Consider the following 14,398-nt stretch of genomic DNA (forward strand, 5'->3'; position numbering starts at 1 on the left):
CTTTGGTCTACGGACTATCGACTTCGGTCGGTATCGCGGCAAGCCGTCCACGGCGAAGACTCGATCCGTGCTCGAACCGATGACGACCGTGCCGACCCCATGGTGGGTCCGCGTGCTGACCTGGCTGGGTCTGCCGCTGGCCGGCGCCGCACTGCTCTTCTTGGTGGTGCGGCTGGCCGGGTGGCTGCCGTTGCCCGGTCCGCTGCGCCTGGTGCGCGGGCTGCCCGAGCCCGCCGCCACGATCGTCGTCGTGGCAATGGGCGTGCTGCTGGGCGCGGTCCTGGCCGCCCTGGTCGACCGCGAGTCGCTGACCGTGCGGATCACCGCGGGCGAGGTGGCGCTGTCCCGCCCCGGTTCGGCCGTCGCCGTGCCACGGGCCGAGGTCGCCGTCGCCTTTCCCGACCGCGACGAGCTGGTGCTGCTCGGCCCGACCGGTCGCGAAGTCGCCCGCGAGCCTTCCCATCTGTCCACCGCGCGGTTGGGTCACGCTTTCACCGATTGCGGCATCGCCTGGGCCGATCAGGATCCCTACCTCGCCTCATACCGGCGCTGGGTGCCCGGCCTGCCTGAGCTTCCGGCCACGGCGCATGCCCTGCTCGCCGCCCGGCAGAAGGCCCTGCAGTCCGGCGACGACGGCGACAAACGCGAGCTCCGGGCCGAGCTGGGCCGTTTGGGCTACGTCGTCCGTGACGATCGCAGACGACAGTATTGGCGCCAGGCCGATGGCTGACCCGCGCGAACCTCGGCCCGCCGAGGAAGTAGCCGCCGACAACGGCCGGCGTGCGGTCGAGCTCGGCCGAGTCGTGGAGCGGGCGGCCGCGTGGGGCGGGCGCGGCGGTTCATGGGTGGGGCGGTCAGTCGACCGTGCCGGTCACTACCCAGATCGTCAGGAGGGCGAGGAAGTCGCCCCGGGCGCCGGCCGCGTCGACGTAGGTGAACCATTCGTCTCGTACGCCGCCGGGGGTGGTCCATGCTTCCTCGGGGACCATCGGGTTGACCATGGGCAGCACCACCGCGGCCGAGGCCGGGTCGCCGAAGACACAGGTCACCGGGGTGGCGGTCACGTCGGAGAGGCGCGCACGGATGAGCCGGCGGCGGAGCGTGCGGCCCATGTCGCGCTGCATCGGGGTGAGCTTGCCGTGCATGTGGGCCACGATCGTCCCGGCGAGCCGGGCCGGGACGCCGTCGAAGGCCAGCGAGTCCCAGTCGGTGTCGACCAGGCAGAGGCGGCCGCCGGGGCGGGTCACGCGGATCAGTTCGGCGAGCGCGACGTCGGCATCGTCGACGTGTTGGAGGACCCGCTCGCACCAGACCCCGTCGAAGCTGTCGGTGGGCAGGCTCATCGCCGAGACGTCGCCGGTCATGTAGCGGACATTGCTGCCGTCGTGCCGCTCCACGGCGGCGGCGATGGTGGCGGCCGAGTAGTCCAGGGCCACGACTTCGCCCATCGGGCCGACCTTGGTGGCGAGCCATCGCGCCACGTCGCCCGCGCCCGAGCCGGCGTCCAGCAAGCGCTCCCCCGGCTGTGGGCGCAGCGCCTGCCAGGCGGTCTGCCGTACCCGGCGGATCTCGGGGTGGCGGCCCATCGCCTCGAGCGCGGCGAGCAGCATGGCGGTCATCTCGCTGGGCTGACTGTCGAGGTCAGCGAAGGGGGTGCGTTCCATCTGCCCGGGTTTCATGGGGCACATGTTTACCCACCCGCCGTACTTTTCGCTGGCCGAGGTCACGCATCCGACAGGAAGGATCACCGCTCGCCCGCTCAAGTACGACATCGCGCGGCCGAAGAAATCGCGGTGAGGCTGAGCAGGAGATGGCTGCGGCGGGCGGCGATCCCGGAGAGCAGCCTCGACCGGACCCGGCTGGTCGCCATGGTCGTCGCGAGCGCGGCCCTGCTCACCGAGTTCCCGCAGCTGGGCAACGCGTTGCGGTCCCCGGGGTATCTCCGGCTCGCCTCCGCGTCCCTCCTCGTCATGTTCCTGATCCTGCTCGGCACCTACCTGCGCGGCCGGTCGAGCTGGTGGACTGCCGTGCCGTTGCCGCTGCTGATCATCATCGGCGGCGCGGGCCTCGAGGACCCGGTCGCCACTATCGCGCTCGCGATGTCCTCGATGATTGTCATGTCGTTGTACGGCTCGACGCCGCTGTGGCTGGTTCGGGCGGCGGGTGCGATGGTCAGCATCCCGGCGGCGAACGCGATTTCGCCGCTCTCCGGTGACCGGGTCATGCACTGGAACTCCGCGACCGTCCTCGGCGTGCTGCCGCAGGTGCTGCTGATGTCCGTGTTGACCCGCGGGATCTACCTTTCCCTCCAGCGGCAGGAGCGGGCCGTCGCCCGGGAGTCGTTGCTCGCCCGGGCCGGCGTCGCGATGCTGGGCGTCACCGACGCCGAACAGATTCGTGGCATCGGCCGCAAGACGGCCGACGAGGTGGTCGCTCTCTCGCCCGGCACCGCGCTGATCGTGCTGCGCCGGGCGCCCGGCGGCTTCGAGGCGACCACCGTGGTCGGCGTGCCGCCGGAGATCCGGGGCCGGGTGCTGGGTCTGGAGGTCGTCACCGATCACCGGGTGCTCGCCGCGTTGGCGCCGGGCTTCAAGGTGTGGCAGCTGGACTCGCTGGGCGCCGACCCCGCGGCGGCCGAGGTGTTCATCGCCGTCGCCGGCCGTCAGCGGCTCAGGCCCGAGGTGCTGGACGCGCTGCGGAACCTGTCGCACCAGGTCATCCTGGCCGAGAAGGGTTGTCAGGCGCACGCCGACCTGGAGCACCGCGCTCACCACGATCACCTGACCGAGCTTCCGACCCGGGCGAAGTTCCTCGGCGCCGTCGGCCGGGCGCTCGCCGCCGGCAGGAAGACGGCCGTGCTCAACGTCGACCTGGACGACTTCAAACAGGTCAACGACTGCTACGGGCATGCGGCCGGCGACGAGCTTCTCGTCCAGGTCGCCGGGCGGATGAGCGCGGTGACGGCCGGCCGCGGCCTGGCGGGGCGGCTCGGCGGCGACGAGTTCGCGGTGCTGTTGACCGACCTCGCCGATCCTTCCGACGCCGAGCGGATCGCCGAACAGCTTTGCGCCGCGCTGGCCGCGCCGGTCACGCTGTCCGTCGCCACCGTGACCGTCGGCGGGAGCATCGGCATCGCCATGGCCGAGCCCGGCATCACCGTAACCGAGCTGACCCGGAGGGCAGATATAGCCATGTACGCGGCGAAGGCGGCGGGCAAGAACCGCATTGAAGCCTTCCCACCCGCCCAACCGATGGCGGCCTGACAACGGCCGACGCCAAGGCGCCGCTCCGAACGAGGCGCAGGCCGTCTACCCCCTTGATCGGCGGGAGTAGCGGTGTTGTGGCAATCTCTTCGGAATGAGTGACGCGGTCAAGTTCGGGCTTGTCGGCTACGGCGCCGGCGGGCGGATCTTTCACGCCCCGCTGCTGGCGTCGGCGGAGAACGTCGACTTCGTCGGGGTCGTGACCCGGTCCGAGGAGCGCCGCGCCGAGCTTGCCAAGCAGCATCCGACCGCTGCCGCGTTCGACTCGCTGGCCGCCCTCGTCGCGGCGGGGGCCGAGGCCGTGTCGATCTCCACGCCGGCCGCTACGCATGCCGAGGTGGCGGCGGAGGCGATCGCGCTCGGGCTCAACGTGGTCGTCGACAAGCCGTTCACGCTGGACGCGCCGAGCGCGCAGGCCGTCGTGCGGGCCGCCGCCGAGAAGGGTGTGCTGCTCAGCGTCTACCAGAACCGGCGGTGGGATTCGGACCTGCTGACCGTACGGAAGCTGATCGCCGAGGGCGCCCTCGGCACGATCCGGCGCTTCGAGTCGCGGTTCGAGCGCTGGGCCCCGGAGCGCAAGGTCCCCGCGGCCGGCGGCGGCACCCTGCTCGACTTCGGCTCGCACCTGGTCGACCAGGCGCTGCTGCTGCACGGGCCGGCCGGCCGCGTGTACGCCGAGGTCCGCGGCAACGGCGACCTGGACGACGACTTCTTCCTGGCCCTGCACCACGTCAACGGCGTCGAGTCGCACCTGTGGGGCAGCTGGCGCCAGGCCGCCCCCGGCCCGCGTTTCCGGGTCAGCGGCTCCACCGGCACCTACATCGTCGACGGGATCGACGGCATGGACGGCCAGGAGGCTTTGCTCAAGGCCGGCCGGTCGCCGAAGACGCTCGGCGACCGCTGGGGCGTCGAGCCCGAGCACGCCTGGGGCCGGCTCTACCACGGCCCGACCAGCGCCCCGGTCCCGACCGAGCGCGGCCGGTGGGACACCTACTACCCCGCGTTCGCGAAGGCCGTCCGCGGCGAGGGCAAGCTGCCCGTCGACCCGACCGACGTCCTGCGCACCATGACCGTCCTCGACGCGGCCCGCGAAAGCGCCCAGAGCGGCACCGCCGTACGGCTCTAGAAACGTACGGCGCTAGCTCTAGGAGACCCGCAGCCCGTCCAGCGCCAGCGCGAGCACCCGCTCGCGCTGCGCATCGTCCACGAACGCCGCCGACGTCAGCCCGGACACCATCCGCAGCACGTCGTCGAAGCTGACGTCGCTCCGCACCACACCCGCCGCCTGGCCCCTTTCGAACAGCGGGGTCCCCGCCGCGTACATCGCCTTCCGGCAGGCCGCGAACATCTCTGACTCCCGGTTGAGCGCGTCGATGATCGCCCGCTTGGTCACCGCATACGAGACAAAACGGCTGAGCCAGGCCGAGAGCGCCTCCCATGGCGGCAGTTCCGCGACGGAGGAGGCCACCGCCGCCAGTTCGTTGATCTCCGAGACGTAGACCGCCTCGAACAGATCCTGGCGTGTCGGAAAATTCCGGTACAAGGTGCCGATCCCTACTCCGGCCCGGCGCGCGATGTCTTCCAGCGACGCATCCGCCCCGTTCTCCGCGAAAGCCACGCGGGCCGCGGCGATCAACGCGTCGAAATTCCGCCGCGCGTCGGCCCGGGCCGGCCGCCGCACGCCGACGGACAGTTCAGTCATGGAGACCTGCCTCACCAAACAAAATCCCGAACGAAACCAAAACAGCTTGCCAACCGGAGGCACCCCTCCGCTAATATGGAGGCATGCCTCGACTTTATCAGACCTTCGGCGTGCTCTCCGCCGCCGCGGCCGCGTTCGCGCTGATGCAGTCGCTGGTGACGCCGGTTCTTCCGACCATCCAGCACGACCTGCACACCGACACCGGCACGGTCACCTGGGTGCTCACCGCGTGGCTGCTCGCCGCGTCGGTGGCCACCCCGCTCATGGGCCGCATCGCCGACATGATCGGTAAGGATCGCGCCCTCCTCGTCGCCCTCGCCGCGATCGCCGTCGGCTGCCTGGTCGCCGCGATCGCCCCCAGCATCGGCGTGCTGATCTTCGCCCGCGTCCTGCAGGGCCTGGGCGGCGCGATCTTCCCGGTCTCGTTCGGCATCATCCGCGACGAGTTCCCGGCGCACCGCGTGACCTCCGCCGTCGGCGTCATGGCCGCGGTCATCGCCACCGGCAGCGGCCTCGGCATCGTCCTGGCCGGCCCGATCGTCGGCGTGCTCAACTGGCGCTGGCTGTTCTGGATCCCGATGATCGTGGTGACCGTCGTCGGCGTGATCGCCAAGTTCGTCATCCCCGCGTCCCCGGTGCGCAGCCCCGGCCGGGTCAACTGGCTCGCGGCCGTCCTGCTCTCCGGCTGGCTGGTCGCGCTGTTGCTTCCGCTGAGCAAGGCGACCACGTGGGGCTGGGGCTCCGCCCGTACGCTCGGATTGCTTGGTCTTGCTGTGGTTCTGCTCGTCGCCTGGCTCGTCGCCGAGGTCCGCTCGGCCACCCCGCTGATCGACATGCGGATGATGCGGCTGCCCGCGGTCTGGACCACCAATCTGGTCAGCCTGCTGTTCGGCGCGGCGATGTTCGGCATCTTCGCGTTCCTGCCGCAGCTCATGCAGGTGCCGGCCGCGTCCGGTTACGGCTTCGGCGCGAGCGTCACCGAGGCCGGCCTGCTGATGCTGCCGATGATGGTCACGATGGCCGTCTTCGGCTCGGCGAGCGGCCCGCTGACCCGCTGGATCAGCAGCAAGCTCCAGTTGGTGGCCGGCTCCGCCCTGGGCGCGATCTCGGCCTTCTCGCTGGCCATGTGGCACGACAGCCGGCCGATGGTCGCCCTGGCCGGCGGCGTCTTCGGCATCGGCCTGGGCCTCGTCTACTCCTCGATGATCAGCCTGATCGTGCAGAGCGTCCCGATGCACCAGACCGGCGCCGCCTCCGGCATGAACACCAACATCCGCACCATCGGTGCCTCCATCGGCACCGCGATCGTCAGCTCGATCATCACCAGCCACCTGACCACGACGGGGCTCCCCGCCGAGTCCGGCTACACCGAGTCGTTCCTGATCCTGTCGGTGGTCGCGCTGGCCGCCATCGCCGTCGCGCTCCTCGTCCCGGCCGCCCGCCGCCGCACCGAAACCCCGTCCGAGCCCGAACTGCTGCCGGAACTCACCCCCGTCAAAATCTAGCGATCGTACGAGTGACCCCGCCCCGCCGAGCAGCGGCCGCCCCCGAGTCGCCTGCCCGGCGAGGCGTTCCCCTACTCCCCGTCACGCGCTTCCGGCCGGTGCGTTCCCTTGCGGTCACGGCAACCGCGGTCCGCCCATCGCGCGAGGGAAGCTCACCGCGTCTCCCCGGGCGCACGGACGCCGGTCACCGTCGAGCGTGGCAGGCGCCCGGCCCGGGAGAAACCGGCCATGGTCGCCTCGGTGACCAGGACTTCGAAGCTGAGATTCAGTCGCAGGGGCCGGGAGATCGCCTGCCGCCACGCCAGGCGCGTGCCGCCCCGCTCGGCAACGGCGACGACGTCCCGGAGCGGCACGGTCTCGTCCTTACCGGTAGCCGTGCCGGTCAGCGCTCCCGCCTCTTCCGTCAGAACGACGGTGACCGGCAGCCGGCCGATCGGGGTAGCGATGCTCAACAGCCAGGTGCCGGCGACGCCGAGCCCGCCCGGCCCATCCTCCGAGCCGGCCCCGTCCGGAGCGCCGCCCGAGCCCGGCCCGTCCGGAGCGCCGCCCGACCCCAGCCCGCCCGGAGCGCCGCCCGACCCCGGCCCGCCCGGAGCGCCGGCCGACCCCAGCCCGCCCGGAGCGCCGCCCGACCCCGGCCCGCCCGGAGCGCCGCCCGGCCCCGGCCCGTCCGGGGCGGTCACGCCGGCACCGGGGCCAGGCCGGCGTCGCGCCACACAGTCCCCCGGCGCTCGTACTGGAAAAGCCGCTCGACGGCATGCGCGATCCGCGGCCCGAACGATCGCTCGACCAGATACAGCCCCAGATCGAGCCCGGACGTGACGCCGCCGGCCGTGATCAGGTCGCCGTCGTCGACCACTCGGGCGTCCACGACCGTGACCCCGGTGGCGTCGAGCACGTCCAGCCCCTGCGCGTGGGTCACGGCCGTCCGCCCTTCCAACAGCCCCGCCATCGCCAGCGCCAGCGAACCACCGCACACCGTGGCCACCGTGACCTCGGGACGGCCCATCGCCGTGGCGATCAGCCCCGGCAACGCCGTCTCGCCGACCCGGGCGAGCAGGACCGGGATGGTGTCGACCTCGGCCGGGTCGCCCTCGATCGGCCCGGACGCGCCCGGCACGACGACGTAACCCGGCAACGACGGGTCGAGCCCGGCCGTCGCCTCCAGCGCCAGCCCGAGCGTGCCGCTCACCACCCGGCGCGGCCCCTCGGCGGACACCAGCCGGACCTCGAGCCCACCCCCGGCGAGCGCCCCACCCCCGGCGAGCGCCCCACCCCCGGCGAGCGCCCCGCCAGCGGCGAGCACCTCGAACGGGGCGATCACATCGAGCGGGTCGAAGCCGTCGAACAGAACGATTTGCGCGTACATGCCTGCGACGCTAGGCACGCCCGTCCCCGACCGGAAGTGGCGGGAATGCCACCTGTCAACGGATTCTGGCCAACCCGTACGCTCGGCCGATGGAGATCGACCTGGTGACCCTCGTGGTGGCGGAATACGACCCGGCGATCGCCTTCTTCACCGGCGTGCTCGGCTTCGACCTGGTCGAGGACTCGGCGTCCAGCACGAACGACGGCCGGCCCAAGAGGTGGGTCGTGGTGCGGCCGCCCGGCGGCCGGACCGGCATCCTGCTGGCCCGGGCCGACGGCGACCGCCAGCGGGCCGCGATCGGCGACCAGACCGCCGGGCGGGTCGGCTTCTTCCTGCGGGTGGACGATTTCGACGCCCAGTACCGCCGGATGGCCGACGCCGGCGTGACGTTCGTGGGCGAGCCGCGCACCGAACCGTACGGCCGGGTCGTGGTCTTCGAAGATATCGCCGGCAACCGCTGGGACCTGCTCGGGTGACGACGAAGCGACGCTAGGAGGCGAAGCGGCGCAGGTCGCTGACGATCGTGGTGAAGTTGGACAGTAGCGAGAGGTGGCCCTCGCCGGGCACCAGATGGGCTTCCGCGGTCGGCAACTGCGCGGCCAGCCAGGCGCCGTGCGCGAACGGCACCATCCGGTCCTGGTCGCCCTGCCACAGCGAGAGCGGCACCCGGATCTCCTCGAGCCGGAAGCCCCAGTCGGCCACGAACGCCAGATCGTCGTCGCGCCAGCCCGCGATGCCCTCCCGGACCGCCGCGCGGAAGCTCGCCGCCAGGTAGTCGGCCAGGCCGCCGGCCAGGGTCCTCCGGTCCACCTCGGAAATCAGGTCGCCGAACGCCTCGACCAGGTCGGCCGGCTTGACCTCGCTCATGCCGGCCGCCGCCGGGATCAGGAACGCGTCCAGCTGCTCGGCTCCGGCGACGGCCGCCCCGAACTCCTGGACGTTCTCCTCGCCCATGCCGGAAAGCCAATGCAAACCCTTTGCGTCGTACGGCGCGACCGCGGCGATCGTCGCCGCCGCGCGACAGCGCCCAGGGAGCAGGGCGGCGCAGGCCAGAGCGTGCGGGCCGCCGCCGGACCAGCCGACGGTGACGAACGCCGGCGCGTCCAGGGCGTCCATCAGCGCGGCGGTGTCGGCGGCCACGTCGGCCACCCGCCGGCCGGGGCGCGGGGTGGAGCTCGCGTAGCCGGGCCGGCTCGCCTGCACGAAACGGAAGCCGCCGGCCAGGACCGCGTCGACGACGGGGGCGTACCGGACCGTGCCCGACGGGGTGCCGTGGTGCAGGACCAGCGGAATCGCGGTGGCCGGGCCCTCGACGAGGTATTCGAGGACCCGGCCGTCCGGCAGGATCAGATGCTCCATGCACCGAACCTACCGGGGAAGCGTTAGGAGCGGACGATGGTGAACGTGGTGGTCTGGTTCTCGATGTCCCGGTAGTTGTTGCTGAACTGCAGGTTGGTGAAGGTCGCCGAGCCGACCGCCGGCCCCTGACCGTCCTCGGGCAGCGGGTTCGCCCAGATGCCGAAGCCGGACTTGGCGTCGTATGCGTCACCGGAGCGAACGGCGCCGCTGATCGTGACGTTGGTGAACGTGGTGTCCGTGATCGGGTTCTGCGGCTGGCCGCCCACGTAGTTGGTCTGGAACATGATTCCGGAGTAGGTCGGGTCGGTGATGTCCACATTGCTGACCCGGATGCCCTGGAACACCTTCGACGCGCTGAAGCACCAGATCGCCGGGAAGGTCTGAGCGCCCCAGAAGTGGCCGCCCGCCCGGACGATCGAGACGTTGTCGAAGACGGTCGGCGGCGAGGCGCCGAAGCCGTTCATCGGGTAGCCGAAGTCCAGCGAGCTGATCGTGATGCCGGAGTAGACCAGGGTGTCCGCGATGTAGAGGTTCTTGAACGTGTTGGCGTACCCGCCGTAGACCGCGACACCGGCCGCCCGCCACGTCAGGATCGACGTGAGGTTCTGGTACGTGTTGTTGATCTCGTCGGAGCCGCCCGCGTCGATCGCCGAGAACAGCGCGAAGCTGTCGTCGCCGGTGGCCCGGGCCTCGTTGTTGTCGACCAGGTTGCCGGTGCTGCCGTTGGTCATGTTGATGCCGTCGGCGAAGGTGTCCCGGATCCGCGAGTTCTTGATCACCATGTTGTCGGTGTTCGCGCCCCAGTACAGGCAGACGACGTGCTCGGCCCAGATGTTGTCGATGGTGATGCCGGAGACGTTGGCGAAGTCGAAGACCTTGCCCGGTCCGTCGATGCGGATCGTGTAGTTGCCGAAGTACGCGAAGTTCGCGAACGTCGAGCCGTTGGCGGTCGCGTCGGCCCGGAAGCCGGCGTCGGTCTCGGTCTGGGTGTCCGGGGTGCGGAAGCGGGTGTACCAGGGGCCCGCGCCGGTGACCACGATGGGCCGGCCGTACACCTGGAGTTTGCTGGTGACCTGGTAGTCGCCGGTCGGCAGGTAGACGCCGAGCTTGGTGGTGTCCTGCCGGGCGGTGTCCAGCGCGTTCTGCACCGACTGCTGGTCGAAGCCGGTCGGCACCACGTACTTGGACGGGTCGGGATTACCCAGAGCCGACACCTGCTCGAGGTTGATGAAGTCGATGGCGATGGTGCCTGAATTGCCGGAATCCTTCTGGAGGCGCAGCGTGCTGCCGGCCGGGAACGAGCCGGTCAGCAGGATGTTCGCCTCGTCGTAGATGTGCCGCGGGTTGCTGCCCGAGTTCTGCGGCGCCTTCTCGTCGCCGTAGAGCCACGCGTATTTCGAGGTGAGCGGGAGCGTCTTGGTCAGGCTGCCGTTCACGTACACATTGATCGAACTGGTCGTGCCGTCCGGGATGGAGAACCGGGCGACGATCGTGTTGGTCGCGGCGCGGGTCGTCCACTGCACGGCGGCGCCGGTCTGGTTGAGCGTGACCGCCTTGCGCCCGGACGCCTCGCCGGCCAGGTCGCCGATCGTGCGGTTCGGCCCGACGATCGCCGCGCCGCCGCTCAAAACCCCGTCCTCGGCCTCGTACATGTCGTAGGGCATGTTGGCCCCCCGACCGACGAAGAACGGTTTGTCCGACGTGTTGTTGGCCTGCTTGACGGCCAACTCGTTGGCGTCGACCGCAATAACGGTCCGAACCGTATATTTCCCGTTTACGGCCGTCCAGGTCCCGAGCGACAGCGCCGGCGAGGAGGCGCCCGCCGCAAGTGTGCCGGCATAGGAACCGGTCAGGGTCTTTATCACCGTAGATCCCGACAAAATACTCAAGGTCACGCCGTGCGCCCCGGAGGCCGATGCCGCCGAGCCCTGGTTCTTGATCGTCACCGAGAACGTGACCGGGTTGCCGGCCGCCGGGTTCCCCGGCGACCAGGAGACTGCCGACGCGACCAGGTCCGAGGACGAAACCGGCGTGACAACCAGGGAAGAGGGTGAATTGTACGAATTGTTCGCCTCGTTCAGCTCGATCACCGTGTTGGACTCGTCGACCTTCGCCGAGAGCGGGTAGGTGCCGGCGTCCCGCGCCCCGATATTGGCCGAGACGGTCGCCGACGCCCCCGCCGCGAGCGCGCCGACCGAGGCCGTGCCCACCTTGGTCGTACCCAGGTAGAAGTTGACGTCGGAAGCCGCCGACGCGGCGGTCCCGGCGTTGCGAACCGTGGCCGACAGCGTCACCGCGTCCGTCTCGACCGGCGCGGCCGGCGAGGACGACATCCCGGTGATGGTCAGGTCCGGGTTCGGCGCGGCGACGCCGATCACCTGGAGCTCGGCCACCTGCCCGCTGGGCGCGCCGGTGTTCGCGGTGAAGGAGAGCCGCAGGTCCGCGGCGGTTCCGCTGACCGGGATGGTCACCGTGTTGCCGGTGGCCGGGTCGAAGGTGTACGTGGCCGAGCCGACCAGCGTGGTGAACGCCGACGAGCTCTGCTCCCGGCCGAGGACCGAGAACGTCTGCTGCCGGGCCGACCAGACGCTGTCCGGGTTCAGCTTGATCACCACCTGCTGGAGGGTGGCGTTGGCGCCCAGCTTCACCGTGAGGTTGGCCGGGTACGCGCTGCCCTCCCAGTAGGTGGCCACGTTGTCGTCGTTGGCGTTGGTGGCCACGAACGTGTAGACGGTGGAGGACGACTCGATCGGCTTGTTCAGCGCCAGGTTGCTGCCGGTCACCGGGGTGCCGCTCCGGGTGACCGTGTTGCTGGCCGCGGACACGTTGCCGGCCGCGTCCTTCGCCCTGACGTAGTAGGCGACGGTCGCCGAGTCGGGCTGGCTGTCGGTGTACGTGAGCACGCCCGCGCCGACGCTGGTGCGCAGGACGCCGTTGGCGTACACGTCGTAGCCGGTGACCCCGACGTTGTCGGTCGAGGCCGACCAGGTCAGCCGGATCTGGCCACCGGCCGGCTGGGTGTAGGCGAGGTTGCCGGGCGCGCTGGGCGGCTGGGTGTCCCCGGTGGCCGGCCCGTAGACCTCCAGTTCGGACAGTTGCCCGGCGGGCCAGCCGGTGTTGGCCGTGAACGTCAGCCGCAGGAACCGGGTCGTCGCCGTGCTGAGGTCGACGGTGACCGTGTTGCCCGAGGCCGGGTTGAACGTGTACGCGGCCGAACCGAGCAGGGTGCTGAAGGACGAGCCGTCGGCGGAGCCGGCGACGGTCAGCGTCTCGGTGCGGGTCGCCCATGCGGTGGCCGGCGGCAGCTTGAGCACGAGCTGGTTGACCGCGACGGCCGAGCCCAGGTCGACCTGCAGCCACTGGGGGAACGCGTTGTTCTGGCTCTCCCAGTACGTGCTCGCGTTGCCGTCGCCGGCGTTGCCGGCCGGGTAGACGTCGGTGTAGCTGCTGGCGCTGAAGGTCTTGCCGGCGGCCAGGTTCGGCCCGGCGGCGGAGGCAACGGCCGGTGCGGAGAGGATCGCGGCCGCGATCCCCAGGGCCGCCACGGCGGCCACGAGTCTTCTCGTTGGGGACATGGGAGCAGCACCTTTCTGGAGTGAAAAGCCCCCGGGGATGGAGCTAAAGGCGCAACCAGACGGCGGTGTCCGGGGGGAGGCGGTCACCGTCGAGAGGGCCACTGGCGAGCAGGGAGATCTCGTGGTCCGGCAGCGGGATCGAGTCGCCGGACATGTTGACGACGCAGGCGAACTCCTCGCCGCGGGTATAGGCGAGCACCCGCGGGTGCAGGTCCAGCCAGGTCATCGCCGGCCGGTGCAGGCCCGGCTCGGCGCGGCGCAGCGCGATCGCCTCGCGGTACAGCGCCAGCATCGATTTGGGGTCGCCGGTCTGCGCCTCGACGGTCAGCCCCTTCCACTCGGACGGCTGGGGCAGCCACGGCTCGGCCGTGGTGAAGCCGAACGGCGGCTCGTCGCCGCTCCACGGCAGCGGCACCCGGCAGCCGTCCCGGCTGTGCCCGCGCCGCGCCCACATCGGATCCTGGAAGGACGCGGGCGGGATGCTCTCGTTCTCCCCGAGGCCGAGCTCCTCGCCCTGGTAGATGTAGGCGGCGCCGGGCAGCGACAGCGAGAGCAGCGCGGCGGCCCGGGCGCGGCGGGTGCCGAGTTCGAGGTCGACCGGGGTGCCGTCGAGGTTGTTGTCGAAGCTGAAGGTGGTGTCCGCCCGGCCGTACCGGGTCACGTGCCGGGTGACGTCGTGGTTGGAGAGCACCCAGGTGGCCGGCGCGCCGACCGCGGCGTGCGCGTCGAGCGTGCGGTCCACACATTCCCGCATCAGGCCCGGGTCCCAGGCGCAGCCGAGGAAGTCGAAGTTGAACGCGGCGTGCAGTTCGTCGGGCCGCAGGTAGTTGGCGAACCGCTCGACCTCCGGCATCCACACCTCGCCGATCAGCGCCCGATCGCCGGCGTACGAGTCGGCCACCCGGCGCCAGGACCGGTACACCTCGTGGACCTCGTCCCGGTCGTGAAAGGGATGCCGGGCTCCCGCCCGTACCTCCGGCAGGTCTTTGTCCTTGAAGAGCAGCGCGGCCGAGTCGATGCGAATGCCGTCGACCCCCCGGTCGAACCAGAACCGCAGGATGCTCTCGAATTCGGCGCGCACGTCGGGGTGGTCCCAGTTGAGGTCGGGCTGCTCGGGCGTGAACAAATGCAGATACCAAAGACCATCGGGTGTACGGGTCCAGGTGGTGCCGCCGAACTCCCCCCTCCAGTTCGTCGGCATCTCGTCGCCCCGGCCCGGCCGGAACCAGAAGTACTCCCGCTCCTTCGCCGAGGGCGAGGCCAGCGCCGCCCGGAACCACGGGTGCTCGCTGGAAAGGTGGTTCGGCACGATGTCGACGATCATCCGGATGCCGGCCGCGTGCGCCTCCTCGATCAGCGCCTCGGCCCCGGCCAGCGTCCCGAAGACCGGGTCGATGTCGCGGAAGTCGGCCACGTCGTAGCCGGCGTCGGCCATCGGCGACGGATACCACGGGCTCATCCAGATCGCGTCGACGCCGAGGTCGCGCAGGTGGCCGAGGCGGGCGCGGATGCCGTCGACGTCCCCGATGCCGTCGCCGTCCGAGTCGGCGAAACTCCTCGGGTACACCTGGTAGATCACCGCGCTCCGCCACCACGGACCGTCGTCTGCTGTGGACACGTACACC

General features: G+C 70.9%; 12 protein-coding genes. 5 read left to right on the plus strand and 7 right to left on the minus strand.

The window, feature by feature from the left end; translation table 11 throughout:
• The first annotated feature begins 67 nt into the window (after window positions 1–67).
• Complete coding sequence (locus IH26_RS0127150) at window positions 68–730, plus strand: YqeB family protein (protein WP_051808540.1); 663 nt, start codon at window positions 68–70, stop codon at window positions 728–730.
• A 124-nt stretch (window positions 731–854) separates the two neighbouring features.
• On the opposite strand, the gene IH26_RS0127155 is transcribed toward IH26_RS0127150, so the two are convergent.
• Window positions 855–1,679, minus strand: a complete 825-nt coding sequence (locus tag IH26_RS0127155; protein WP_030439073.1) for a methyltransferase domain-containing protein — start codon at window positions 1,677–1,679, stop codon at window positions 855–857.
• Window positions 1,680–1,793: 114 nt separating this feature from the next.
• On the opposite strand from IH26_RS0127155, the gene IH26_RS0127160 reads away from it, so the two are divergent.
• Together IH26_RS0127160 and IH26_RS0127165 are read left to right on the plus strand one after the other, a co-directional pair.
• Window positions 1,794–3,263, plus strand: a complete 1,470-nt coding sequence (locus IH26_RS0127160) for a GGDEF domain-containing protein (protein ID WP_030439074.1) — start codon at window positions 1,794–1,796, stop codon at window positions 3,261–3,263.
• A 94-nt stretch (window positions 3,264–3,357) separates the two neighbouring features.
• On the plus strand, window positions 3,358–4,389 hold the full coding sequence (locus IH26_RS0127165) for a Gfo/Idh/MocA family protein (RefSeq protein WP_030439075.1): 1,032 nt from the start codon (window positions 3,358–3,360) through the stop codon (window positions 4,387–4,389).
• 18 nt (window positions 4,390–4,407) lie between these two features.
• Here IH26_RS0127165 and IH26_RS0127170 read toward each other — a convergent pair whose 3' ends face one another.
• Window positions 4,408–4,980: a TetR/AcrR family transcriptional regulator gene (locus tag IH26_RS0127170; RefSeq protein ID WP_342668308.1), complete on the minus strand. Its 573-nt coding sequence runs from the start codon at window positions 4,978–4,980 to the stop codon at window positions 4,408–4,410.
• A gap of 68 nt (window positions 4,981–5,048) precedes the next feature.
• Between IH26_RS0127170 and IH26_RS0127175 the strand changes: the two genes are divergently transcribed.
• A complete protein-coding gene (locus IH26_RS0127175) occupies window positions 5,049–6,470 on the plus strand; it encodes an MFS transporter (RefSeq protein ID WP_030439077.1) in 1,422 nt (473 codons plus the stop codon).
• A gap of 152 nt (window positions 6,471–6,622) precedes the next feature.
• Here the strand turns inward: IH26_RS0127175 and IH26_RS63140 are convergent, their stop codons facing one another.
• Complete coding sequence (locus IH26_RS63140) at window positions 6,623–7,153, minus strand: hypothetical protein (RefSeq protein WP_245665534.1); 531 nt, start codon at window positions 7,151–7,153, stop codon at window positions 6,623–6,625.
• Window positions 7,150–7,839 carry a DJ-1/PfpI family protein gene (locus tag IH26_RS0127185; protein ID WP_030439079.1) on the minus strand — a complete coding sequence of 230 codons (690 nt, stop codon included), beginning with the start codon at window positions 7,837–7,839 and terminating at the stop codon, window positions 7,150–7,152. The genes IH26_RS63140 and IH26_RS0127185 overlap by 4 nt, the downstream gene beginning before the upstream one ends.
• Window positions 7,840–7,928: 89 nt before the next feature.
• Here IH26_RS0127185 and IH26_RS0127190 point away from each other — a divergent pair, with 89 nt between their 5' ends.
• The gene (locus tag IH26_RS0127190) at window positions 7,929–8,315 is read left to right on the plus strand and encodes a VOC family protein (protein ID WP_030439080.1); all 387 of its coding nucleotides are present in this window, start codon (window positions 7,929–7,931) and stop codon (window positions 8,313–8,315) included.
• A gap of 13 nt (window positions 8,316–8,328) precedes the next feature.
• On the opposite strand, the gene IH26_RS0127195 is transcribed toward IH26_RS0127190, so the two are convergent.
• From IH26_RS0127195 to IH26_RS0127205, 3 genes are read right to left on the minus strand one after another with little or no spacing between them, the layout of a single operon-like run.
• Entirely contained in the window at window positions 8,329–9,198 is an 870-nt protein-coding gene (locus IH26_RS0127195; RefSeq protein ID WP_030439081.1) for an alpha/beta fold hydrolase, read from the minus strand.
• Window positions 9,199–9,221: 23 nt separating this feature from the next.
• The gene (locus tag IH26_RS0127200) at window positions 9,222–12,773 is read right to left on the minus strand and encodes a discoidin domain-containing protein (protein WP_030439082.1); all 3,552 of its coding nucleotides are present in this window, start codon (window positions 12,771–12,773) and stop codon (window positions 9,222–9,224) included.
• A 43-nt stretch (window positions 12,774–12,816) separates the two neighbouring features.
• Window positions 12,817–14,391 (minus strand): glycoside hydrolase family 13 protein, encoded by a 1,575-nt coding sequence (locus IH26_RS0127205; RefSeq protein ID WP_034216028.1) that lies wholly within the window; start codon window positions 14,389–14,391, stop codon window positions 12,817–12,819.
• Window positions 14,392–14,398: the final 7 nt, after the last annotated feature.

This window comes from Actinoplanes subtropicus (genome assembly GCF_000721705.1).
In the GTDB taxonomy this organism is placed as follows: Bacteria; Actinomycetota; Actinomycetes; order Mycobacteriales; family Micromonosporaceae; genus Actinoplanes; species Actinoplanes subtropicus.

What these genes read in the sequence shown, in the direction of transcription:
- IH26_RS0127200 (WP_030439082.1), bottom strand. Translation starts at nt 12,773, where the DNA reads ATGTCCCCAACGAGAAGACTCGTGGCCGCCGTGGCGGCCCTGGGGATC.
- IH26_RS0127155 (WP_030439073.1), bottom strand. Translation starts at nt 1,679, where the DNA reads ATGAAACCCGGGCAGATGGAACGCACCCCCTTCGCTGACCTCGACAGT.
- IH26_RS0127195 (WP_030439081.1), bottom strand. Translation starts at nt 9,198, where the DNA reads ATGGAGCATCTGATCCTGCCGGACGGCCGGGTCCTCGAATACCTCGTC.
- IH26_RS0127165 (WP_030439075.1), top strand. Translation starts at nt 3,358, where the DNA reads ATGAGTGACGCGGTCAAGTTCGGGCTTGTCGGCTACGGCGCCGGCGGG.
- IH26_RS0127175 (WP_030439077.1), top strand. Translation starts at nt 5,049, where the DNA reads ATGCCTCGACTTTATCAGACCTTCGGCGTGCTCTCCGCCGCCGCGGCC.
- IH26_RS0127185 (WP_030439079.1), bottom strand. Translation starts at nt 7,839, where the DNA reads ATGTACGCGCAAATCGTTCTGTTCGACGGCTTCGACCCGCTCGATGTG.
- IH26_RS0127190 (WP_030439080.1), top strand. Translation starts at nt 7,929, where the DNA reads ATGGAGATCGACCTGGTGACCCTCGTGGTGGCGGAATACGACCCGGCG.